Genomic DNA, 22,067 nt, shown 5'->3' with positions numbered 1-22,067 from the left:
GCCTAACCCCCTTGATACAAACAATTTTTCAGACGGTTCAGCGCCGTCTCGGTTTCTTCGTCGGTAGCGACCAGCGCCACGCGGATAAAGTCGCGGCCGGGGTTTTCCCCATCCGTGTCACGGGCCAGATAGGCGCCGGGCAGGACCTGAATGCCCGCCTCGGCCCACAGCTTTTTCGCCGCATCCTCGCCCGTGCCGATCTCGGGCGGGACGGGCAGCCACAGGAAAAAACCGCCCTGCGGCGGGAAATAGCCCGGCACATTGCCCAGCACCCGGTCGGCCACCGCATGTTTGCGCAGGTAAAGCGCACGGTTTGCGGTGACGTGATCCTCGTCCTGCCAGACGCGGGCGCTGACGCGCTGGACGGGCAGCGGCAGGGGCGCGCCGGAATAGCTGCGCAGCGTGCGAAAGCGCCGGATCTGGTCCGGCCCGCCAGCGGCAAAGCCCGACCGCAGCCCCGGCAGGTTCGACCGTTTCGACAGCGAATTGAACATCATCACGCGATCCGCCAGCCCCATGCGCGTGGCCACGGCCAGCGCCGAAGGGGGCGGGGTGTCGCGATAGATTTCCGAATAACATTCATCCGAAAAGATCAGGAAATCATGGGTTTCGGCCATCTGGATCAGATGTTCCAGATAATCCTGCGACGCAATCGCGCCCTGCGGATTGGCGGGCGAACACAGATAGGCGATGGCGGTGCGGTCCAGCGTTTCGGGGGCGACCGAGGCGAAATCCGGCAGATGGCCCGTCGCCGCCGTCGCCGGCACGAACACCGCATCCGCATCCACCGCGGCAGCGGCGACCGCATAGACCTGATAGAAGGGGTTGGGGATCAGGATGGCCGGGCGCTGGCCGCGTTTTTCGGTCGGGCACAGCGCAAGGGCCGCGTTGAACAGCCCTTCCCGGGTCCCGTTCAGCGCGGTGATCCGGGCCGGTTCGACGCTGATGCCGTGGCGGCGCGCGATCCAGTCGGAAATCGCGCTCAGCAGGTCCGGCGTGCCTTCGTTCGGGGGGTATTTGCCGAATTCGCCCAGATGTTCGGCCAGCACGGGACCGACAAAATCGGGAAAGGCATGGCGCGGCTCTCCGATGGTCATGACCATCGGGCTGTCGCCGGGTTCAATGCCCGACAAAAGCGCCCGCAGGCGCGGAAACGCGTATTCCGGCAGGTTCGAAAACCGCTCGGTCTGTGCCATATCTGCCTCGCTTCGGGGTCGTGGCGCCCCGTTTTGCTGAATCCTAACGGGAAAGCGGGGTTTCGTCCAGATGTTCAGGCCCGGTCAGCCGGGGTGATTCGCCGGAAAGTTTCGCGCGGCACAGGGGGAGGATGCGACCCAGCCCCCGGTCATTGGGCCAGCGCCCGTTCCGCCGCATGGGCCGCGACCAGCAGGCGGCGGTCCCCGCCCGTGCGGCCCATCAGCATGATCCCGCAGGCAGGCCGCCCCGTCGGCAGAGAGATCGCAGGCAGGTCCAGCAGGTTCGCGATGCGGGTGTTGCGCAGGGTCAGCAGGTTTTCCTGGGCGAAAAACGCCGGATCGGCCAGCAGCCGAGCGGTGTCGGGTGGCAGGATCGGCGCGGTCGGCAGGATCACGGCATCATATCCCGCGACCGCCCGCGCCCATGTGCGGCGCAGCCGGTGCAGCTTTTGCCAGCCCCCGACATATTCCGGCCCCGAAACCGCCCGCCCGCCGCGAAAGCGTTCAAGGATCGGGGGATACATCTGTTCGGGCGCGGCCTCGATCTGGTCTTGCCATGTGCCATAGGCCTCGGGCGCGAACAGCGTCGGGGCCAGCGCCATCGCCTCGGCGACCAGCGGCAGGTCGATGTGGTCGATCCGGGCGCCCGCGCGGGACAGGCGGGTCAGCGCATCCTCGAAGGCGGAAACCGGATCCTTGCGCGCCTGATCAAAGGGCAGGCCATCCAGCACCAGCAGGCGCAGGCGCAGGTCATCCGCCGCCGTCAGGTCGATAGCGGGCAGGTCTATGGCGGGCAAGTTGCCCAGGGTGGCATGGATCAGGGCGCAATCCTCGACCGTGCGGGCGATGGGGCCGGGCGTGTCGAACAGCGGGCACAGCGGCACGACCCCGCCCGAGGGCAGCGCGCCATGCGTCGGCTTGAACCCCACCAGCCCGTTCCACGCCGCAGGCACCCGGATCGAGCCGCCGGTATCCGATCCGACCGCCGCCGCCGCCAGCCCCATGGCGACCGAAACCGCCGCCCCAGATGACGACCCGCCCGGCGCCAGCGCGGCGTCATAGGTATTCGGCGGCGTCGCCATCATCGGGTTCAGCCCAAGCCCGGAAAAGGCCAGTTCGGTCATATGGGTCTTGCCCAGACAGACCAGCCCCTGCATCGCGGCATTGGCCAGCAGGGCGGCATCCTTGCGCGGCATCCGGCCTTTCAGCAGGCGCGATCCCGCCTCTGTCGCGATGCCCGCGCTGTCGAAATTGTCCTTCCAGCTCAGCGCCACGCCATCCAGCAGGCCGCGACGCAGCCCGGCCTTGGCGCGGTCATGGGCGGCAATCGCTTCGGCCCGCGCGCGGTCGGGCGTCATGCGGGCATAGATCTGGTCGCGCCAGGGCGCATTGCGGGCCGTGTCCAGATAGGCCTCAAGCTGTTCGATGGGACTGATCAGGCCCGCCATGATGGCGCGGCCCTGTTCAGCCGCCGATGCGCGCAACCAATCCATGTGGGTCTCCGTCCGGGATGTCCTGATCCGCAGGCTACTGCCGGGCGGGACGCGCATCAATCCCGGCAATCACCGGGCAGCGGCAATGTCGCATGGACAATACCGCGCCGGGCGCGATACTGCGGCGCATGGAACATGATTTTGACGTGGTGATCGCAGGCGGCGGGCTGAACGGCCCGGCGCTGGCGCTGGCGCTGGCGGATGCCGGGCTTTCGGTGGCGGTGGTCGATCAGCGCCCCGCCGATCTGCGCGCGGGCGATGCCTTTGACGGGCGCGCCTATGCGCTGGCGCTGGCCTCGCAACGGCTGCTGGCGGCGCTTGGGCTTTGGGACGGGCTGGCGGCGCAGGCGCAGCCGATCAACCATGTCCGCGCGACCCAGGGCGATGCGGGAGAGGGCGCCGACCCCTTCGGCCTGCATTTCGACAGCGCCGAGATCGAGGAAGGCCGCCTTGGCTATATGCTGGAGGATCGCTTTCTGTATCGCGCCCTGCTGGGGGCGATGGCGGGGCGCGTGACCCATCTGCCCGCCACCGCCGTCACCGGGCAAAAGGTCGGGCCGCAGGGCGTGACCGTCGCCCTGTCTGGCACCCTGTCTGGCGGGCGCGCGCTGACCGCGCGGGTGCTGGTCGGCGCGGATGGGCGGCAATCGGCCACCGCGACCCGTGCGGGCATACGCCGCAAGGGGCATGATTACGGCCAGATCGCGCTGGTCGCGGCCATCGACCATGCCATCCCGCATGAGGGCACGGCGCATCAGTTCTTCATGCCCACCGGCCCCTTGGCGATCCTGCCCCTGCCGGGCAATCGCAGCTCTATCGTCTGGTCGGAAACCGCCGCCAATGCCCGCGCCATTCTGGCGCTGAGCGATGGCGATTTTCTGGATATCCTGCGCCCGCGTTTCGGTGATTTCCTGGGCGAGATCGCGCTGGCCGGGCCGCGCTTTTCCTATCCGCTGAACCTGACGCTGGCCGACAGCTATGTGGCCGACCGTATCGCACTGGTCGGGGATGCGGCGCATGGCGTCCACCCGATCGCGGGGCAGGGGCTGAACCTTGGCCTGCGCGACGTCGCGGCGCTGGCCGAGGTGCTGGTCGATGCCCGCCGCAGGGGCGAGGATATCGGCAACCTTGCCGTCCTGACCCGCTATCAGGACTGGCGGCGCCCCGATGCGACCATGCTGGCCTTTGGCATGGATGCGGTGAATGCGCTGTTTTCGAACGCAGATCCGGTGCTGCGCCTTGGCCGGTCGCTTGGCATGGGGCTGGTCGATGCGGTCCCGCCCCTGCGGCGGCGCTTCATGCGGCAGGCGGCGGGGCTGACGCTGGACCCGATGCCGCGTCTTTTGACCGGACGCAGCCTATAGGCGGGAACGCTCACACCGGCGCGAGCGTTGGGTCCGGCGCGCATCTGCTGAACGTGATGTGCAAGTTATCGGCGGAAAACATAAGACTACAGGCATGAACATACGCTCTCTCGCTCTTGCGCCCGTTATCGCCCTTGGCATCGCCTTTCCGGCGCTGGCCGAGAAAATTTCCCTGAACGAGATTTCCCGCTATCTGAACGGGATCCAGACCGCGCAGGCGGATTTCACGCAGGTCAACGGCGATGGGTCGATGTCCACCGGCACCGTCTTTATCCACCGCCCGAACCGGGTGCGGTTCGAATATCGCGGCGACCAGACGCTGGTTCTGGCCTCGTCCGGGCAGGTCGCGGTTTTTGACGGCAAATCGCGCAGCGGGCCGCAGCAATATCCGCTGTCGGAAACGCCGCTGTCGATCATTCTGGCGCCCAATGTGAACCTTGGGCAGGCGCGGATGGTGACCAGCCATACCGAACAGAAGAACACGACCGTCGTGACCGCTCAGGATCCGCAGCATCCCGAATATGGCAATATCCAGATGGTTTTCACGGCCAACCCGACGCAGTTGCGGCAATGGGTGGTGACGGATCGTTCGGGGACGAAAACCACCGTCATTCTGGGCGAGATGCGCACCGGCATGTCGATCCCGCCATCGAAATTCGCCATCGCGAACGAGGTGAACCGGCGCCGCTAGGGCGCCCGTTTGCAGCAGTCGCAACCGGCGCCGTCAGGGCGCCGGGCCGCCCCTTACCGGCAGCTTGCCAGTTGCATCCGATAGGTTTCGGCGCGCGACCCGACGCGGGCCGCGACATTCATCAGCCAGGGTTTCGACCGATAGGACCCGCGCGCAAAGCCGCCGCGGCCTTCGTGATAGGCCAGATATTGCGAAGTGGCATCGTGTTTGGAAATGCCAAGCCGCCGGGTCGAACCGTCCATATACCAGCCCATGAAATCGGTCGCGTCGCGGATATTGTCGCGCTTTGCCCGGCGTTTTCCGGTTTCCCTGACATATTCCTCCCAGGTGCCGTCCAGCGCCTGACTGTAGCCATAGGCCGAACTTTGGCGGCCGATCGGGATGATGCCAAGCGCATATTGATGCGGCGTGCGCGCATTGCCGACGAAACGCGATTCCTGATGGATCGAGGCCATCTGGACATGGACCGGGATGCCCCACCGCCGTTCCGTGGCCCGCATGGCGTTGAAATAGGCCAGGCGTTCCCGCGCCAGCGCACAGGCATTTTCCATATTCCGCGGTGCGCTGTAGTTTCCGCCGCCCCCGCAGGATGCGACCAGCCCGACGATGGCCAGTTTGAGAAACCTGTTCATTGCTGCCTCATGGTCTTTTTATGGCGAACATACGGAAATCGCCGCGCCGCGCAAATGAGCAAAGGCGAAATCGGCTCAGGACCGGACGATTGCCGCCGATTTGATGATCGCATGACAGGGGGTGCCGGGGTGCAGGGCAAGGGCGGCAACCGATCTTTCGGTGACCTGCGCCAGCAGTTGCGCCTGTCCGACCTGCAACTGGACATAGCCGCCCTGAACGCGGCTGACGGTCGCGGGCAGGACGTTCAGCGCGGAAAGGCCGGTGGGGGCCGCGCGCGACAGGATGACCTCATGCGCCAGAATCCGCAGGCGCAGGTCGCTGCCGGGGCGGTATGGGGCACTGGATGCGGGCAAAAGCAGCGGCCCGGCCGGGGTCGAGACGCGGGCCATGCCGTCGGGTTCGACCGTCTCGACATGGGCGGGGATCAGGGCGCCGACCTCTCGGGTGCCGATCAGCGGGCCGATATCGGGGTCCGACAGCGCGTCGCTCAGCGGCCCGGCATATAGCGCGCGGCCCTGCCGCATCAGGACCAGCGTCGTTGCCAGCCGCAGGATTTCGGGCGTCGCGTGGGTGACATAGAGGATCGGCAGCCGCACCTCGTCCCGCAGGCGTTCCAGCCAGGGCATGATTTCATCCTTGCGGGCCTCGTCCAGCGCGGCAAGGGGTTCGTCCATGACCAGAATGGCCGGGTCCGACAGCAGCGCCCGGCCAATCGCGGTGCGCTGCTTTTCGCCGCCCGACAGGTTGCGGGGATAGCGGGACAGCAGCGGGCCAAGCGCCAGCATCTGAACCACGCGATCAAAATCGCGGCCCGCGCCGGGACGGAAGCGGGCGGGGTATTTCAGATTGGCCGCGACCGTCAGATGCGGGAAAAGCCGTGCATCCTGAAAGACATAGCCGACGCGGCGCGCCTGCGTTGGCAGGTTGGTCCCGGATGCCGCATCGAACAGCACATGGCCGTCCATCGTGATCCGGCCCTGATCGGGCGACATCAGCCCCGCAATCGCATTCACGGTCGAGGTCTTGCCGCAGCCCGCAGGCCCGAACAGCGCGGTGATGCCGGTCGGGGCCTCGAAAGCCACGTCCAGCGTCAGCCCGGCAAAGCGTTTGCGGAAATCGACGGACAGCACCATCCGCGCCCCCTTATGCCCGCGCCGCGCGCCGCGCGATCCATTCGGAAATCAGCACCGCCCCCATGGCGATGACGACGGAAATCAGCACCAGCCGCATGGCGCGCGCATCGCCACTGGGGGTCTGCAGCAGCGCATAGATGGCCGAGGGGATGGTCTGGGTCTGGCCCGGAATGTTCGACACGAATGTGATCGTCGCGCCGAATTCACCCATCGCCTCGGCAAAGCCGAGCGTCAGCCCCGCCAGAATCGACGGCAGGATCAGGGGCAGGGTGACAGTGAAGAAGATCCAGATCCGTGGCGCGCCAGCGCGTCGCCGCGGCCTGTTCCAGCTCTGGGTCCACCGCCTCGAACCCCAGGCGGATGGCGCGGACCATCAAGGAAAGCCCATCACCGCGGCGGCCAGCGCGGCCCCCGTCCAGCGAAAGGCAAAGACGATGCCAAGCGGTTTCAGCAGCGACCCGATGCTGCCCTGCGTGCCAAAGGTCAGCAGCAGGAAATAGCCCGTGACCACCGGCGGCAGGATCAGCGGCAAATGCACGATGCCGCTGAGCAACCCGTGCCCCGGAAAGCTTTTGCGTGCCAGAAGCCAGGCGATCCAGATCGCCACGGGCAGGCTGCACAGCGTCGCGATGACCGAAACCTTCAGCGACAGCGTGACCGCGCGCCATTCATCGGGGCCAAGAAAGTCCATTCGCTCAGGGCAGGATGGTGAAACCCTGACCTTCCAGCACCTTGCGGGCCGGTTCCTCGCGCAGGCCGGTCAGGAACGCGCCCGCATCATCGGCCGCGGTCGCATCCTTCAGCACGGCGGCGGGATAGATGATCGGCTTGTGGCTGTCGGCGGGGAAGGTCGCCAGCACGCTGACATCCGGTTCGGCCACGGCGTCGGTGGCATAGACGATGCCATAGGGCGCCTCTTTGGCGGCGACCAGCGCCAGCGCGGCGCGGACGTTGTCGGCCTGCGCGACATGGGGCTCCAGCGCGTCCCAGATGCCAAGGCTGGTCAGGGCCTCCTTGCCATATTGGCCGGCGGGCACGGAATCGACCAGCGCCATTGCCAGTTTCGCATCGCCAAGCTGCGCGGGCAGGTCGGTGATTTCGACGGCAGCGGCATCCGGGGCGCCGACCAGAACCAGCGTATTGCCCAGCAGGTCGGTGCGGGTCGCGGGGTCGATGCTGTCGGATTTTTCCAACTCGTCCATCCAGTTTTCAGCGGCCGAGATGAACAGATCGGCAGGCGCCCCCGCCTGGATCTGACGCGCCAGTTGAGAGCTGCCGGCATAGGAAATCGTGACCTTGTCGCCGCTGGTCTTTTCCCAGTCGGCGGCGATTTCATCCAGCGCGTCTTTCAGGCTGGCGGCGGCGAAAATGGTGATGTCATCGGCCATTGCCGGTGCGGTAAAGGCGCAGAAAATGGCGGTCATCATGGGCAGGCGCATGGCGGGCTCCTTCGTTGTGCTTGACTGGACATAACCAGACGGCACCAAAGGCGGCAAGCCCTATTTCCCGCCGGCCCCTTTGTCGGCCCCCTCATCGGCCCCTTTGTCGCCCGCGTCGTCGGCAGCGGGGCGGTCGGCCAGCGACAGGCGCATGTCGTCCAGCAAAGGCGCCCCCGCCGTGCGCAGCAATTCCTCAAGCGCGCGGTAATGGGCCAGGATCCGGCGCCCCTTGTCGGTCAGGGCGGCGCCGCCGCTGCCGCTGCCGCCGCGCGCGCTGTCGATCAGCGGCTCGGTAAAGGCCAGGTTCATTTCCTCGACCAGATTCCAGGCGCGGCGATAGCTCATCCCCATGCGCCGCCCGGCGGCCGAGATCGAACCTTCGTCGTCGATGGCCTGCAACAGATCCGCCTTGCCCCGGCCAAAGGTCAGCCCCTGGGCGAAATGCAGTCGAAGATTCAATCGTGGATCCAGCGTCATGCGGCCATTCTGGGTCGCCCCGTCCCGCTTCGCAAGAGCCATCCGGGGGATTTACACCCCTCATCCATATGTAGCATGTCCTCGGGTTTATCCAGAGGAGGGGGTATCATGTCGGACAGGGACATCGTCATTCTGGGCGGCGCGCGCACGGCCATCGGCACGTTCGGGGGCAGCCTTGCCGCCATCGCGCCGACCGAACTGGCCGCCATCGTCACCCGCGCCGCGCTGGAACGCGCGGGGGTCGCGCCTGACCGGATCGGAACCGTGGTTTTCGGCCATGTCCTGAACACCGAGCCGCGCGACATGTATGTCAGCCGCGTCGCCATGCTGGATGCGGGCATTCCTGACACGGCTTCGGCCATGAACGTCAACCGGCTGTGCGGATCGGGCGCGCAGGCGATCGTGTCGGCCACGCAGGCGCTGCTGCTTGGCGATGCCGATTTCGCCATCGCGGGCGGCGCCGAATCGATGAGCCGCGCCCCCTATGCCGTCCCCGCCGCGCGGTTCGGCGCCAGGATGGGCGATGTGAAGATGGTCGATATGATGGTCGGCGCGCTGACCTGCCCGATGGGCACCGGCCATATGGGGGTGACCGCCGAAAACGTGGCGCGTGAGAACGCCATCTCGCGGCAGGATCAGGATGCTTTCGCGCTGGAAAGCCAGAACCGCGCGGCCGCCGCGATTGCCGGGGGCGATTTAAGGATCAGATCGTCCCGGTCGAGGTGAAATCGCGCAAGGGCGTCGTGGCATTCGACACCGACGAACACCCCAAGGCCACCGATCTGGACAGGCTGGCCGCGCTGCGCCCGGCCTTTGCCAAGGACGGATCGGTCACGGCGGGCAATGCCTCGGGGCTGAACGACGGGGCGGCGGCGGTCGTGCTGGCGCGGGGCGATGCGGCGCGGGCGGCGGGGCTGACCCCGCGTTTCCGCGTGCTGGGCTATGCGATTGCCGGCGTGCCGCCCCATATCATGGGCATCGGCCCGATCCCGGCGATGACGCAGCTGATGGAAAAGACCGGCCTGACGGTGAGCGATTTCGACGTCATCGAATCGAACGAGGCCTTTGCCGCGCAGGCCATCGCCGTGAACCGGGCTCTGGGGCTGGATACCGCAAGGGTCAACCCGAATGGCGGCGCCATCGCATTGGGTCACCCGATTGGCGCGACCGGCGCGATCCTGACGATCAAGGCGATGTATGAACTGGACCGCATTGACGGCAAGCGCGCGATCATCACCATGTGCATCGGCGGCGGTCAGGGCATCGCGCTGGCGATCGAGCGGATCTGACGGGGAAGAGGGTGGGGAAAATCCCCACCCTACGACTTGCGCCCCGATGTCACTCTCCTCGCGGGAAGCGTTTGGAGTCTTCCAGATTGTCCAGATTCATGTGGTTGCGCATGTAGCGTTCGGATGCCTGCATCAGCGGCTGGTAATCCCAGGGGAAATAGGCGCCGTTGCGCAAAGCCTCATACACGATCCAGCGCCGTGCCTGGCTTTCGCGCACCTCGGCGTCATAGGCGTCAAGGTTCCAGCGTTCCGCCGCCATGGCGCGCAGCCGCGCCAGATCGTCGGCATGGGCCGGATCGCCCGCCAGATTGACGCTTTCGCCCGGATCGCTGTCCAGATTGAACAGCAGTTCCGGATCGGCCTGACAGGCGACATATTTCCACGGCCCGTCCCGCAAGGCGACAAGCGGCGTGACCGAGCCTTCGGCGGCATATTCCATTGCCACCGGCCCGCGCCCCGCGCCACCACCCGCGAGGCTGCGGCCATCGGTCCAGGGGGCTATCTCCGTCATGGAAATACCCGCCAGATCGCACAACGTCGGCAGGACGTCGATGGTGGACACCGGCACCTCAAACAGCCCCTTTTCCATCGCGGGCGCCGAAATCATCAGGGGCACGCGGGCCGAGCCTTCGAAGAAGTTCATCTTGAACCACAAGCCCCGCTCGCCCAGCATGTCGCCGTGATCGGACAGGAAAACGATGATCGCCTCTTGCCGGGTGCGGGCCATCACGTCCAGGATTTCGCCAATCTTGTCGTCGATATAGCTGATATTGGCGAAATAGCCCTGACGGGCGCGGCGGATATGATCGTCGGTGATGGTCGAGGCGCGCCAGTCGCAGGCATCCATCAGCCGCTGCGCATGGGGGTCGTGATCCTCATAGGCTATCGCCGCAGGCGGTTCCAGTTCGGGGATGCCCTCATACAGATCCCAGTATTTGCGGCGCGCGACATAGGGGTCGTGGGGGTGGGTGAAGCTGACGGTCAGGCACCACGGCCGCGCATCCCCCCCGCGCGACAGGTCGTAAAGCTTGCGGCAGGCGTTATAGGCGACCTCATCGTCATATTCATATTGGTTGGTGATTTCCGCGACACCCGCGCCGGTCACCGAACCCAGATTGTGATACCACCAGTCGATCCGTTCGCCCGGTTTGCGGTAATCGGGCGTCCAGCCGAAATCGGCGGGATAGATATCGGTGGTCAGCCGTTCTTCGTAGCCGTGCAACTGGTCGGGGCCGACGAAATGCATCTTGCCCGACAGGCTGGTCTGATAGCCCGCGCGGCGCAGGTGATGGGCATAGGTCGGGATATCCGATGCGAATTCGGCGGCATTGTCGCAAACCCGCGTCCGGCGCGGCAACTGCCCCGACATGAAGCTGGCCCGCCCCGGCGCGCAAAGCGGGCTGCCGGTATAGGCATTGGCGAAACGGGTCGAGTTTTCGGCCAGTCTGCGCAGGTTCGGGGTATGCAGGAAGGGGCGGGGCCGTCGGGGAAAAACACCCCCGACAGCTGATCCGCCATCAGGATCAGGATATTGGGCTTCAATTCACATAGGCCTTTACAGCATCTGCGCCGGGCTGGCCGTCCAGCGTGGTCACGCCATCCAGCCACTTTCCGGCCGCTTCGGGATTGGCGGCGATCCATGCCTTGGCAGCATCTTCGGGGGCGGCGCCATCGTCAAGGATATTGCCCATCAGGGCGTTTTCCGTATCGACGTCAAACACAAGCTGGGTGAACAATCTGGCCACATTCGGGCAGGTCGCGGCCCATTCCTTGCGGGCGATGGTGTGGACGGTGGCGCCGCCGTAATCGGGGCCGAATTCGGCATCGCCGCCCGACAGGTAGATCACGTTCAGCTTGATGTTCATCGGATGCGGCGCCCAGGCCAGAAAGACCGAAGGCGTGCCCGCGCCGTCATTGCGCTGGACCTGCGCCAGCATGCCCTGTTCGCTGGATTCGACCAGTTCCCAATCGCCCAGACCGAACTTGTCGGCCTCGATCATGGCGGCGATGCTCTGGTTTGCGGGCGCGCCGGGTTCGATGCCATAGATCTTGCCCTGGAACGTATCCTTATGCGCGTCCAGATCGGCGAAATCCTTGATCGGCAGGTCCTTGATCGCATCGGTCACGGCCAGGGTGAATTTCGCGCCGGTCAGGTTCTGGACCAGTTCCTCGGTCACGCCGGAGGCGTCCAGATCATCGCGAAAGGCCTGTTGCGCGGGCATCCAGTTGCCCAGGAAGACATCGGTTTCGCCTTTTTTCAGCGCCTCGTAACCGATTGGAACGGATAGGGTTTTCACGTCAGGCGTATAGCCCAGACCGTTCAGAAGCGCGGTGGCGACGCCATTTGTCGCGGTGATGTCGGTCCAGCCGGGATCGGACAGGCGCACCGTGGCGCAGCTTGCCGGATCCTGCGCCAGGGCGGGCAGGGCGACCAACAGGGCGGCGGCAGCGGCGGCGGGGACAAGTTTGCGGTGCTTGGTCATGATATCCTCGTGCTTGGGACTGTTCGGGTTGTCGCGGGCCGGATGGCTCATTGAACGGGTCGCCCAAGCCGCACGCAACCCCAGTTCCGACACGAAACCGGCGATTTTGCGACCTCCCCGCCAGGAACGGGGCAGGAACGGCGACCGAAAAATAGAACGGGCCGTCCAAAGGACGACCCGCGAGATCTACGGAGATGGTCCGGTTAGGGTAGGAAGCCCCCGGCCCACTCAGGGTTTACAGTCCTTGGGGTTGCCCTTAGACCACGGCCCCCCTGAATGTCCCGACACCTCTCTCCAATATCACTCTCGACACTGGACCACCTCCTTTCAATAAGTTGCCGTTGTGGGTCCAGCCTGACACAGATCTAGCGTCTGTCAATCAGATTTGGGCGTTCCGACGCAACATCGTGTTGACGATGATGCGAAATGGCACAAGCGAAGCCACGGCCAGTACCAGTTTGACCAGCCAGTCGGCAAGCGCCAAAGACATCCACAGGGGGGCATCCGGGCCCTGGCCCAGCAGGGGCAGGGTTTCATTGGCCCATGCCACATCTGCGGCGGGGTCCAGAAAGGCAAAGCCCGGGGCAAAGGCCATCGAGAAAAAGATCACCGTATCCGCCGCCGATCCGATCAGCGAGGACGGCCAGCGGCGCGGCCCACCACACCAGGATTGCCGCAGCCGGTCGAAAACCGCGATGTCCAGAAGCTGCGCCGGTCAGAAAGGCGGTGCCCGATCCGACGGCGATCTGCAGGGTCGTGGCATCCAGCCCGGCCGCGATGACAGAACAGATCACGCCGGTCACGAAACCCGCCAGCACCACGCGCCGCGCGGCCGGGGCGCCATAGACGCGGTTCATCACATCGGTGACCAGAAACGCCGCCGGATAGGTCAGCGCCCCCCAGGTCAGCCAGTCGCCCAGCAGGTGCTGGACGAGGATATTCGAGGCCACGACGACGGTGGCCATGGCGAGAATGCCAGGAAGATAACGGGGCATGTCGGTTTTTCCGTTTTGACAAGGTAGCGGAGACTCGGCCCGCTATCACGGGCGCGCAGCCGATACCTCTCGAAGGTGCAGCATGTCAAGCGTGGCGCGGGGCTGACCAGAAAGCCTCGGGCAGGGGGCGCGGGTTTCGGGGAGGGTTGCCTACAGCGCGAAGGCGCGGGCGATATCCATCGGCGAACTGCGCCGCTCATGCCCTTCGACGGCGGTGTTGGTCAGGGCGACCAGCACGCGCTCGCGCTGAGGGTCGACGAACCAGCCGTGCCCATAGATCCCGCCCCAGCTGAGGCGTGCCTTCGGCAGCGGCGCTGCCATCAGCGCGCGGGTCGGTGACGACCGCGCCCGCCCGGGCATGGCTCCAGCCCGGTTCTCGCAGCGGGTGGGGCCGGTCATGCGGGGGTGGATGCGGCGATGCGCATGTCAGGGGAGAGAAATCGGGATCAGGGCCGCCGATCCGCAGCGCCTTCCAGCAGGGCCAGCGCCGCCGGCCGCCGTGCCGACCATGCCGCCACCGCCCGAGGGGTAGGCGGTCGGCGACAGGATGCGGTCGGGGTCATAGCTGAAATGCTGGCCAAGCTCGGGCAGCAGCGCCTCTGCACATGGGTCACGCCCTGTCATCAGGCGCGGCTGCGGGCGTGTCACTCGGCATAGGCTGCGGCCAGATTGGCGGGCTGGTCAGCCCGAAAGCCGGCGTCCAGCTGCCAGCGGGCCGGTGACCAGTTCGGCGATGGCAAAGGGCAAGCGGCCGGTCCCGGTCACAGCCTCGATCACCGCGCCCAGCACATCCGTCGCAATGGAATAGCGCCATGCGGTCCCCGGCGCGATATCCAGCGGCACCGAGGCGATCCGGCGCAGGTTTTCGGCCAGCGAGATCCTGGCTTTCGCTGATCCCGTCCGACACGCCAGCCTGCGCGTAGGGGCCGTCCTCGGGCTGGTTGAAGCCGTAGTCCAGCCCGGCCAGATGCGCCATCAACTGCGTCGACCGTGATGACGCGGACGGGTGCCATCTAGCCAGCGCCGGGCGCGAAAGTCCGGCAGCCAGCGCGTCACCGCATCGCCCGGCGACAGCCGCCGCGTCCTGAATCAGCCGCAGCGCCGCGACCGTGGTAAAGGGCTTGGACACCGAGGCATAGCGGATCCATGTGTCGGGCGTCATTTCGCGACCCGCTTCGCGATCCGCCATGCCGGCGGCGCGGCTGTGGACGATCTTGCCCCGATGGGCCAGCAGGACGACCGTGCCGATGATGCGACGCTCGGCCAGCGCGCTGTCGATGGCCCGGTCGATGGCGGCGATGGCCCGGTCGATGGTGGGGGCGGGATCGTGCTGGGTCACGGGCTTGTCCTTCAGTCGGCGACGCGGAATTCGACGACTTCGGTGCGTTGGAACCGGCGGAAATTGTCGTCGGAAATCAGGGTCAGGCGGATGTCCGGTGCCGTCGCGCCAGACCGAGATCCCTTCCAGGTTGTCGAAACGCAGCGGGCGGCTTTGCATCAGCACCGTGCCGTTGACCGGCCCGGCATCGCGGTCAGGTCAAAGCGCCGGACCCGCGGACAGAAAGCCCAGCAAGCCCCCTGAAATCGCGTTCCAGCAGATAGAAGCGCCCGTCCGGGCCGACATCCGCCCCGACCGGCCAGCCAGTCGCCCGACCGCGCGGCATCGGAAAACGGCTGGTCCCATGCGGCCATTGCGCCAGCGCCAGACCGGAAACGGCCGCGTCCAGCTGCGCCCGAGCGTTCTGGCAGCGTCAGACAGCGTGCCGTCGGGCAGGATCGCCAGCGCCTCGAGCGACGGAGTTGTTCTGCATCCGCCTTGAACGCATCGGCGGGCGGGGCAGGGGCTGGGCGGGGGCTGTCGGGCGTGGCATACAGGGCGACGCGGGTCAGCCCTCGAAGCTGACCCAGATCCGTGCCGTCGGCGCCGACCGCCAGCCCTTCGCTGTCGCCGCTGCCGGCCGGGGATCAGGGGCTTGCCCGCGCTGTCGCGCAGCCGGGCTGCTGCCTGCGGTTTCCATGGCGCGTGATGCTGCCCTCGATCGTCGCGCAGGATGCGGCCCCAACGGATCGTGGCGCGGTCGGACAGCGCGGTGAAGCGGCTGCCGTCATCGGATGATCTCGATCCCGGAAAAGCCGCCGAAGGCAGCGTCATCCGGCATGCTCCAGACATAGGTCGCCAGATGCTCGGCGCGCGGCACGGCGGTCGCCGCTGCGGCCATCGACCGCGCCAACGGCCAGCCTGCAGGACAGCAGCAGCGCCATTGCCGCCGGGCCATGACCGCGATGCGGCGCCCTGGCCGCTGTGCAGAAAGTCCTGTCAAAGCCCTGTTCCTACTGGATATCCGGCCCTCAGCGGGCGGTGCCGACGACCTGGCATTGCCGCGGCATCTCGCTAAGCCGGATAGCTGCGCGGGTGGCGGTAGTTCGGGATCGGGGGGCACGGGCTTGACGCGGCTGGGGTCGATGCGGTTCCAGGATCCATTCCGGCGGCCTCGGCGCAGCCATCGCCTGCGGCGGCGGGTCCTGCGTCCGGCAGGACGAGCCGGCCGGGCAGCTCAGCCGGACGTGGAAATGGTAATCGTGGTTGTTGATCGGACGCACCTTGCGCAGCCATGCGCGGTTGCCGGTCTCTGACTGGCACATCGCGACCTTGACGACCGGATCGACAAAGATGCGTTCGACGCGCGCATCGCCGGCTGCCGCGCGGATGATCGCCATATGCGCCGGGGTTCCAGTATTGCGTCAGTTCGCGGTGCCGCGCCTTGTTCACCACCGACACCGAGGACAGGTTTTCGCGCTGTTGCCCGCGACAGGTTGCAGGTTCGACGGGCGGCAGCATCCAGATATCGGCATCCAGCCCCATCTGATGGCTGGCGTGGCCCGTCACCATCGGCCCGCCGCGCGGCTGGCTGATATCGCCGATATACAGCCCCTGCCAGCCCGCCTGACGCGCGGCCTGCGACAGGCCGATCAGAAAGCTGATCATCTCGGGATGGCCCCAGTTGCGGTTGCGCGACAGGCGCATCGCCTGCCATGTCGGGCCGGTTTCGGGCAGTTGCATCGCGCCCGACACGCAGCCCTTGGAATAGAAACCGATGGCTGCGGGACGCCCGCCGGTCGGGCCGGGCGTGCCGCCAAAGACGTCCTTGGCCAGCGGATCGGCGCTTGCGGGTGCCACGCCAAGCGGCAGGGCCAGCGGCGGCGATGGCCACGGCTTTCATCAGGAAATTGCGGATCACTGCTCGGGGTCTCCTTCTGTTTGGACCCAGATTAGCAGGATCAGCGACAGAAGGAACATCACGATCAGCGGAGAGACGCCGACATGCTGGCTGCCGGTGAGATCGGTCGCGACCGCGATCAGGAAGGGCGCCAGAAATGCCGTCGCCTTGCCGGAAAGCGCATAAAGGCCAAAGACTTCGGTGGCGCGTTCGGGCGAGGTGTGCATCACCGTCAGCGTCCGGCTGGCGGCCTGCAGCGCGCCGCCCGCGCCGCCGATCAGGATGCCGCAGGCGAAAAAGATCGCATCGGGGATCCGCGATCCGGGGGCCAGCGCGATGCCGAGAAACGACTCGCGGCTCATGCCGACGACGATGATGACGACGCCGGACAGCATCAGCGAACAGGTCAGGATGACGGGCATCGGGCCCCACTGCCGGTCCGCCTTGCCGCCCAGCCAACTGACGATGGCGGCGGCAATCGCGCTGGTGATGCCGAAAATCCCCGCCAGAATCACCGGCCAGCCCAGAACCGAGGCCGCATAGACCCCGCCGAAGGAATACAGCGCGTTCAGCGCATCGCGCGAAAACATCGACGATATCAGCCATGCCAGCAGCGATTTGCGCCGCCGCAACCCCCGGATCAGCGCCCAGAGTTCCGACAGCGCGCTGCGGCTGCGGGGCGGGCGGGGGTCGGTTCGCGGCTCGCGCACCCACAGGGCAAAGGGGATCATGAAGACCACATACCAGATCGCGGTAAACGGGCCGACGGCGCGGGTGCCTTCGCGCAGGTCGGGATCAAGGCCAAGGATCGGGGCAATGCCGATCAGCGTGCGCCCGGTCGTTGCGCTTTCGGCCAGAAACAGCAGCACGATCGCCAGCGACACCAGCCCGCCGACATAGCCGAAGGCAAAACCCGACCCCGAAACCCGGCCGATATCGTCGCGCGGGGCCAGACCGGGCAGCAGGGCATTGGTAAAGATCGTCGTGAACTCCAGCCCGATGATGCCCAACCCGAACAGCGCGACGGTCAGATACAGGTTGGTGCCGTCGGGCAGCAGCAGCCAGATCCCCGCCGCGCCGATCAGATACAGCACGGAAAAGGTCCAGACCCACCGCAACCTGCGCCCCGAGGCATCGGCGACGCTGCCCAGAACCGGCGCCAGAGCCGCGATAATGACCCCGGCAATCGACAGCCCGTAACCCCACAACGCCTGTGCCGAGGCCCCGGCCTGCCCCGCCGTTTCACCCGATGCGATGAAATGGGCGCGCGCGACCTCGGTGTAATAGATCGGGAAAATGAAGGTCAGCAGCAGCGTCGCATAGGGCTGGCTGGCCCAATCGAAAAACCACCAGCCCCAGATCCGCTTGCTGTCTTGCACGATGTCCCCCTGTGGAATTTGCGCCACCTTGGCGCATTAGGCCAGAAATGCGTGACAGCGACAATGCACTGCGGTTGTCGGGCAGTGCGGAACCCGGCCTGTGCCGCATGGGTCCCCGGGGGCGCGTGGCCTATGGGCGCACGACCTTGATCCGGGTTCAGATTGGCCGCAGGGATGCTATGTCTGGTCCCGGTATCAGCGACAGGGGAAAGGCCATGACAGCACATGCCACAGGTGATCGCGTCGTGCGAGCCCATGCCATCGGCGGGCCAGAGGTGCTGCGCATCGACCATCTGCCCCCCGTGCCCCCCGGTCCCGGAGAGGTCGGCCTGCGCATCGCGGCAATCGGGCTGAACCGCGCGGATGCCATGTTCCGCCGCAACACCTATATCGAAAAGCCGGATCTGCCCTCTCGTCTCGGGTTCGAGGCGGTGGGGCGGATCACCGCGCTTGGCGCGGGCGTGACCGGGCTGCATCCGGGCCAGCGCGTCAATGTCGTGCCCGGCGCGGCGCTTGGGCCGCATGGCGTCTGTGCCGATTGGGCCAATGTCCCGGCCTCGCGGATCCTGCCCTGCCCCGAAGGGCTGGACGATCCGCAGGCCGCCGCGCTGTGGATGTCCTATGGCACCCCTTACGGTGCGCTGATCGAGGTCGGCGGGCTGACGGCGGGCCAGCGCGTGCTGATCACCGCGGCGAATACCACCGTCGGGCTGGCCGCCATCCAGATCGCGCGCATGGTGGGGGCAATCCCCATCGCCACGGTCCTGTCGGAAAGCCTGCACCAGCCCATGCTGGATGCCGGGGCCGAAGGGGTGATCGTCGCCGCGCGCGAGGATCTGGCCACCGGCCTTGCCCGGATCGCGCCCGAAGGCGTCGATCTGGCCTTTGATGCCGTGGGCGGCCCGCAGGTCACCGAAATCGCGACCGCGATGCGCCCCTTCGGCACGATCATCATCCACGGCGCGCTCAGCCCCGATCCGACGCCCTTTCCGCTGAAAATCGCCCTGCGCAAGAATATCGCGCTGCGCGGCTGTTATTATACCTCGGTCACGGATGATGCGGCGGCCCCGGCGCGGGCGCAGGGCTTTCTGTCCGCAGGAATCGCCACCGGCCGGATCGTCCCCAGGATCGACCGCAGCTTTCCGCTGGACCAGATCCAACAGGCCCATGCCCTGGCTGGAAAGCGGCCGGCAGTTCGGCAAGATCGTCGTGACCACGGGTGCCGCCTGACCCGCGCGGTCAGTGCGGCAGGTCGGGCGTGCGGTCCGCAGGGGCCAGTTCCGGCAGCACCGGCGGCCAGGGACGCAGCGCGTCGGCGGCGATCCAGGCGGTGACCCAATCGGGCAGTTCGGGGCTGTCGGGCGACATCCCGGCCTTTTGCATCAACTGCCCCGGCGGAACGATGCCCTGGGGCGATGCGATCGCGCCCCGCAGCAGCATCTGGTTGCAGCACGCCCCCTGCTCCAGATCGACTGGTCGACGTAGAAAAAGCGCTGGTCCCAGCCCAGCATCCGCGACACCATGGTAAATTTCTGGAACCCCTTGACCCGGCGGCGATAGCGCAGGCTGTTGCCCGCCACGGTGATGTTCCAGCCGTTTTCGCGCATCAGCCGCACCGTGCCGTTGCGCAGCGCCATCGGGATGCGGCCCAGATCATACAGGGTCAGGGTGCGGCCGTTGTTCAGTTCGACCCGTGGGTCCAGATCCCGTGGCCAGCACCGGTGGGTCGAGACATGGGCGTCGAACATGCCAAGCGGGCTTGCCTTGCGGGCCAGCAGGATTTCGGTGGCGAAACGCAGAATGGGATACATGGCGATGTCCTTGTCGATCGGGCGCGCCATCCCGGCTAGCCAGCCATGCGCGGGCGGTCAACCGCGACGGCGCGGCAGCTTCGGGTTGCGCCGGGCCGCGTGGTGACATACCAGACAGGAGATGCGCCAATGAGGACCGAAATGCAGACTTTGTTTGATGCCCTGATGCTGATCCTGAACATCATCTGGTTCGTCATGATCGCGCATATCATCATGTCCTGGCTGATCAACTTTCAGGTCCTGAACCTGCGCCAGCCGCTGGTCTGGCAGCTGTGGAATGGCCTGTCGCGCCTGCTGGAACCGATCTATGCGCCGGTGCGCAACATGCTGCCCAATACCGGGGGGCTGGATCTGGCGCCGCTGGTCGTCTTTGTCATCATCATCATCCTGCAGCGGCTCTTGATCAACAACGCGGCTGCCTTCGGCTATTGAAATGTCCGCGGCGCCGCTGCTGCGGCAGGTCTTTGGCTTTGACGCCTTCCGTCCGGGGCAAGAGGAAATCGTCGACGCGGTTGCGCGGGGCAGCGATGTTCTGGCGATCATGCCGACGGGCGGGGGCAAATCCCTGTGCTATCAACTGCCCGCGCTGATGCGCGATGGCGTGACGGTGGTGATCTCGCCGCTGATCGCGCTGATCCGCGATCAGGTTCGCGCGCTGCGCGAGGCGGGCGTCGCGGCGGGCGCCCTGACCAGCGGCAACACCGAGGACGAAACGCAGCAGGTTTACGACGCCCTGCGCGCGGGCGATCTGAAACTGCTGTATATGGCGCCGGAACGGCTTGCCTCGGGCGGGACGCTGCCGATGCTGAAACGCGCGGGCGTCACCGCCATCGCCGTGGACGAGGCGCATTGCGTCAGCCAATGGGGCCATGATTTCCGGCCCGATTACCTGCGCATCGGCGAATTGCGCGCCGCGCTGGCCGTGCCCTGGCGGCATTCACCGCGACGGCGGATGCCGAGACGCAGGGCGAAATCGTCCAGCGCCTGTTCGCGGGCACCCAGCCCCAGACCTTTCTGCGCGGCTTCGACCGCCCGAATATCCGGCTGGCCTTTCAGCCCAAGGACGGGCCGCGCAAGCAGGTGCTGGATTATGCCGCCGCCCGGCGCGGCCAGTCGGGCATCGTCTATTGCGGCACCCGCGCGAAAACCGAAACCCTTGCCGCCGCGCTGAACGATGCGGGCCTCAACGCCGTCGCCTATCACGGCGGGATGGAGGCCGAACAGCGCCGTCAGGTCGAGCAGCAATTCCAGCGCGAAGACGGGCTGATCGTCACCGCGACCGTGGCCTTTGGCATGGGCATCGACAAGCCCGATATCCGTTGGGTCGCCCATGCCGATCTGCCGAAATCCATCGAATCCTATTATCAGGAAATCGGCCGGGCCGGTCGCGACGGCGCGCCTGCGGAAACCATGACCCTGTTCGGGCAGGACGATATCCGCCTGCGCCGCACCCAGATCGACGAAGGGCTGGCCCCGGCCGAGCGCAAGATGGCCGATCACGCGCGGCTGAATGCCCTGCTGGGGCTGGCCGAATCGGCGACCTGCCTGCGCCAGTATCTGCTGGGCTATTTCGGCGAAACCGCCGAACCCTGCGGCAATTGCGCGATCTGCGACAACCCGCCAGTCACGTTCGACGGCACCGAACCCGTGCAAAAGGCGCTGTCCGCGATCCTGCGCACCGGCCAGTCCTATGGCGCGGGCCATATCATCGACGTGCTGGTCGGCAATGCCACGGACAAGGTCAGGGCGCGCGGCCATGACCATCTGCCGACCTTTGGCTGCGGACGCGACATTTCGCGCAACCACTGGCAGGCGGTGATCCGGCAGATGCTGGGCCGCGACTATATCCGCCCCGATCCGGCGCGGCATGGCGGGCTGGTCATCACCGAACACGCCCATCCCGTGCTGCGCGGCGAAACCCGCGTCACCCTGCGCCGCGATCTGGTCCAGACCGCGCGCACCGCGCCCGTCGTGCGCGAGATGGTCTCCGAGGAAGACGCGCCCCTGCTGGCCGCCCTGAAATCCAAACGCCGCGAACTGGCCGAGGCGCAGCGCGTGCCCGCCTATGTCATCTTTCCCGACCGCACCCTGATCGAGATGGTCAACCTGCGCCCCGAAACGCTGGACGACATGGCGCGGGTCAGCGGTGTCGGCGCGAAAAAGCTGCAAAGCTATGGCAGGGAATTCCTGAGCGTGATCGCGGGCGAGGTCGCGCAGATGCACCCGGCGCGGCGGGCGCTGGCGGGCAGCCCCTCGGGCGCGCTGTTCGACCGTCTGGCCGAGGTGCAGGGCCGCCTGCTGCGGGGGCAGGACGGGACGGGCAAGCCCCTGTCCGTCAACGCATCGACCCTGCGCCGCATCGCCGAGGACCGGCCCCGCGACCTGAGCCGCTATCTGGACGCGCCCCGGCTGGACCGATTCGGCGATGCCTTCCGCCGCGAGATCGCGGAATTTTCCTGAATCCTT

Annotated in this window: 15 protein-coding genes and 7 pseudogenes; 6 read left to right on the top strand and 16 right to left on the bottom strand. The window is 66.6% G+C overall.

The window, feature by feature from the left end; all coding sequences use genetic code 11:
* Positions 1–2 precede the first annotated feature (2 nt).
* Together PE067_RS18100 and PE067_RS18095 are read right to left on the bottom strand one after the other, a co-directional pair.
* Entirely contained in the window at positions 3–1,196 is a 1,194-nt protein-coding gene (locus PE067_RS18100; RefSeq protein ID WP_276191101.1) for an aminotransferase class I/II-fold pyridoxal phosphate-dependent enzyme, read from the bottom strand.
* Between the two features lie 149 nt (positions 1,197–1,345).
* The gene (locus tag PE067_RS18095; RefSeq protein ID WP_276191100.1) at positions 1,346–2,689 is read right to left on the bottom strand and encodes an amidase; all 1,344 of its coding nucleotides are present in this window, start codon (positions 2,687–2,689) and stop codon (positions 1,346–1,348) included.
* A 92-nt stretch (positions 2,690–2,781) separates the two neighbouring features.
* On the opposite strand from PE067_RS18095, the gene PE067_RS18090 reads away from it, so the two are divergent.
* The gene (locus tag PE067_RS18090; protein WP_276191099.1) at positions 2,782–4,053 is read left to right on the top strand and encodes a UbiH/UbiF/VisC/COQ6 family ubiquinone biosynthesis hydroxylase; all 1,272 of its coding nucleotides are present in this window, start codon (positions 2,782–2,784) and stop codon (positions 4,051–4,053) included.
* 94 nt (positions 4,054–4,147) lie between these two features.
* Positions 4,148–4,744, top strand: coding sequence for an outer membrane lipoprotein carrier protein LolA (locus tag PE067_RS18085; RefSeq protein WP_276191098.1), 597 nt, complete (start codon positions 4,148–4,150; stop codon positions 4,742–4,744).
* A 53-nt stretch (positions 4,745–4,797) separates the two neighbouring features.
* Here PE067_RS18085 and PE067_RS18080 read toward each other — a convergent pair whose 3' ends face one another.
* From PE067_RS18080 to PE067_RS18060, 5 genes and pseudogenes are all read right to left on the bottom strand, one after another.
* The gene (locus PE067_RS18080; RefSeq protein ID WP_276191097.1) at positions 4,798–5,376 is read right to left on the bottom strand and encodes a lytic transglycosylase; all 579 of its coding nucleotides are present in this window, start codon (positions 5,374–5,376) and stop codon (positions 4,798–4,800) included.
* Between the two features lie 75 nt (positions 5,377–5,451).
* Complete coding sequence (gene modC, locus PE067_RS18075) at positions 5,452–6,510, bottom strand: molybdenum ABC transporter ATP-binding protein (RefSeq protein ID WP_276191096.1); 1,059 nt, start codon at positions 6,508–6,510, stop codon at positions 5,452–5,454.
* A 10-nt stretch (positions 6,511–6,520) separates the two neighbouring features.
* Positions 6,521–7,201: pseudogene (gene modB, locus PE067_RS18070) on the bottom strand (molybdate ABC transporter permease subunit).
* Positions 7,202–7,205: 4 nt separating this feature from the next.
* Positions 7,206–7,949 carry a molybdate ABC transporter substrate-binding protein gene (modA, locus tag PE067_RS18065; RefSeq protein ID WP_276191094.1) on the bottom strand — a complete coding sequence of 248 codons (744 nt, stop codon included), beginning with the start codon at positions 7,947–7,949 and terminating at the stop codon, positions 7,206–7,208.
* A 60-nt stretch (positions 7,950–8,009) separates the two neighbouring features.
* Positions 8,010–8,408, bottom strand: coding sequence for a LysR family transcriptional regulator (locus PE067_RS18060; protein WP_346429727.1), 399 nt, complete (start codon positions 8,406–8,408; stop codon positions 8,010–8,012).
* 126 nt (positions 8,409–8,534) lie between these two features.
* On the opposite strand from PE067_RS18060, the pseudogene bktB reads away from it, so the two are divergent.
* Positions 8,535–9,715 (top strand): annotated as a pseudogene (bktB, locus tag PE067_RS18055) (beta-ketothiolase BktB).
* Between the two features lie 49 nt (positions 9,716–9,764).
* Here bktB and betC read toward each other — a convergent pair.
* The 8 genes and pseudogenes from betC to PE067_RS18015 all read right to left on the bottom strand — a co-directional run bounded on the left by betC (position 9,765) and on the right by PE067_RS18015 (position 17,793).
* Positions 9,765–11,233: pseudogene (gene betC, locus PE067_RS18050) on the bottom strand (choline-sulfatase).
* Between the two features lie 20 nt (positions 11,234–11,253).
* Entirely contained in the window at positions 11,254–12,198 is a 945-nt protein-coding gene (gene choX / locus PE067_RS18045; RefSeq protein ID WP_276191092.1) for a choline ABC transporter substrate-binding protein, read from the bottom strand.
* 379 nt (positions 12,199–12,577) lie between these two features.
* Positions 12,578–13,193 (bottom strand): annotated as a pseudogene (locus PE067_RS18040) (VUT family protein).
* A 150-nt stretch (positions 13,194–13,343) separates the two neighbouring features.
* Positions 13,344–13,553 (bottom strand): hypothetical protein, encoded by a 210-nt coding sequence (locus PE067_RS18035; protein ID WP_276191091.1) that lies wholly within the window; start codon positions 13,551–13,553, stop codon positions 13,344–13,346.
* Between the two features lie 66 nt (positions 13,554–13,619).
* Positions 13,620–13,817, bottom strand: a complete 198-nt coding sequence (locus tag PE067_RS18030) for a hypothetical protein (RefSeq protein ID WP_276191090.1) — start codon at positions 13,815–13,817, stop codon at positions 13,620–13,622.
* A complete protein-coding gene (locus PE067_RS18025) occupies positions 13,804–14,532 on the bottom strand; it encodes a serine hydrolase domain-containing protein (RefSeq protein ID WP_276191089.1) in 729 nt (242 codons plus the stop codon). The genes PE067_RS18030 and PE067_RS18025 overlap by 14 nt, the downstream gene beginning before the upstream one ends.
* Positions 14,533–15,542: 1,010 nt before the next feature.
* A pseudogene (gene mepA / locus PE067_RS18020) lies at positions 15,543–16,347 on the bottom strand (penicillin-insensitive murein endopeptidase).
* Positions 16,348–16,428: 81 nt separating this feature from the next.
* Positions 16,429–17,793: an MFS transporter gene (locus PE067_RS18015; protein ID WP_276191590.1), complete on the bottom strand. Its 1,365-nt coding sequence runs from the start codon at positions 17,791–17,793 to the stop codon at positions 16,429–16,431.
* A 212-nt stretch (positions 17,794–18,005) separates the two neighbouring features.
* Here PE067_RS18015 and PE067_RS18010 point away from each other — a divergent pair, with 212 nt between their 5' ends.
* The gene (locus PE067_RS18010) at positions 18,006–19,124 is read left to right on the top strand and encodes a zinc-dependent alcohol dehydrogenase family protein (RefSeq protein WP_276191088.1); all 1,119 of its coding nucleotides are present in this window, start codon (positions 18,006–18,008) and stop codon (positions 19,122–19,124) included.
* Here the strand turns inward: PE067_RS18010 and PE067_RS18005 are convergent.
* A pseudogene (locus tag PE067_RS18005) lies at positions 19,030–19,601 on the bottom strand (acyl-CoA thioesterase). The gene PE067_RS18010 and the pseudogene PE067_RS18005 sit on opposite strands and share 95 nt — an antisense overlap.
* Before the next feature lie 141 nt (positions 19,602–19,742).
* On the opposite strand from PE067_RS18005, the gene PE067_RS18000 reads away from it, so the two are divergent.
* Both PE067_RS18000 and recQ read left to right on the top strand, forming a co-directional pair.
* Positions 19,743–20,033 carry a YggT family protein gene (locus PE067_RS18000; protein WP_276191087.1) on the top strand — a complete coding sequence of 97 codons (291 nt, stop codon included), beginning with the start codon at positions 19,743–19,745 and terminating at the stop codon, positions 20,031–20,033.
* A 1-nt stretch (position 20,034) separates the two neighbouring features.
* Positions 20,035–22,061, top strand: a pseudogene (gene recQ / locus PE067_RS17995) (DNA helicase RecQ).
* Positions 22,062–22,067: the final 6 nt, after the last annotated feature.

It is taken from the genome of Paracoccus sp. DMF-8 (assembly GCF_029309835.1).
Classification (GTDB): domain Bacteria; phylum Pseudomonadota; class Alphaproteobacteria; order Rhodobacterales; family Rhodobacteraceae; genus Paracoccus.
Note: the sequence above shows the minus strand (reverse complement) of the source record. Positions and strands in the feature narration are given on the sequence as shown.

What these genes read in the sequence shown, in the direction of transcription:
- PE067_RS18080 (WP_276191097.1), bottom strand. Translation starts at nt 5,376, where the DNA reads ATGAACAGGTTTCTCAAACTGGCCATCGTCGGGCTGGTCGCATCCTGC.
- PE067_RS18085 (WP_276191098.1), top strand. Translation starts at nt 4,148, where the DNA reads ATGAACATACGCTCTCTCGCTCTTGCGCCCGTTATCGCCCTTGGCATC.
- PE067_RS18010 (WP_276191088.1), top strand. Translation starts at nt 18,006, where the DNA reads ATGACAGCACATGCCACAGGTGATCGCGTCGTGCGAGCCCATGCCATC.
- PE067_RS18030 (WP_276191090.1), bottom strand. Translation starts at nt 13,817, where the DNA reads ATGACAGGGCGTGACCCATGTGCAGAGGCGCTGCTGCCCGAGCTTGGC.
- choX (WP_276191092.1), bottom strand. Translation starts at nt 12,198, where the DNA reads ATGACCAAGCACCGCAAACTTGTCCCCGCCGCCGCTGCCGCCGCCCTG.
- modA (WP_276191094.1), bottom strand. Translation starts at nt 7,949, where the DNA reads ATGCGCCTGCCCATGATGACCGCCATTTTCTGCGCCTTTACCGCACCG.
- modC (WP_276191096.1), bottom strand. Translation starts at nt 6,510, where the DNA reads ATGGTGCTGTCCGTCGATTTCCGCAAACGCTTTGCCGGGCTGACGCTG.
- PE067_RS18090 (WP_276191099.1), top strand. Translation starts at nt 2,782, where the DNA reads ATGGACAATACCGCGCCGGGCGCGATACTGCGGCGCATGGAACATGAT.
- PE067_RS18095 (WP_276191100.1), bottom strand. Translation starts at nt 2,689, where the DNA reads ATGGATTGGTTGCGCGCATCGGCGGCTGAACAGGGCCGCGCCATCATG.
- PE067_RS18000 (WP_276191087.1), top strand. Translation starts at nt 19,743, where the DNA reads ATGCAGACTTTGTTTGATGCCCTGATGCTGATCCTGAACATCATCTGG.
- PE067_RS18100 (WP_276191101.1), bottom strand. Translation starts at nt 1,196, where the DNA reads ATGGCACAGACCGAGCGGTTTTCGAACCTGCCGGAATACGCGTTTCCG.
- PE067_RS18035 (WP_276191091.1), bottom strand. Translation starts at nt 13,553, where the DNA reads ATGCCCGGGCGGGCGCGGTCGTCACCGACCCGCGCGCTGATGGCAGCG.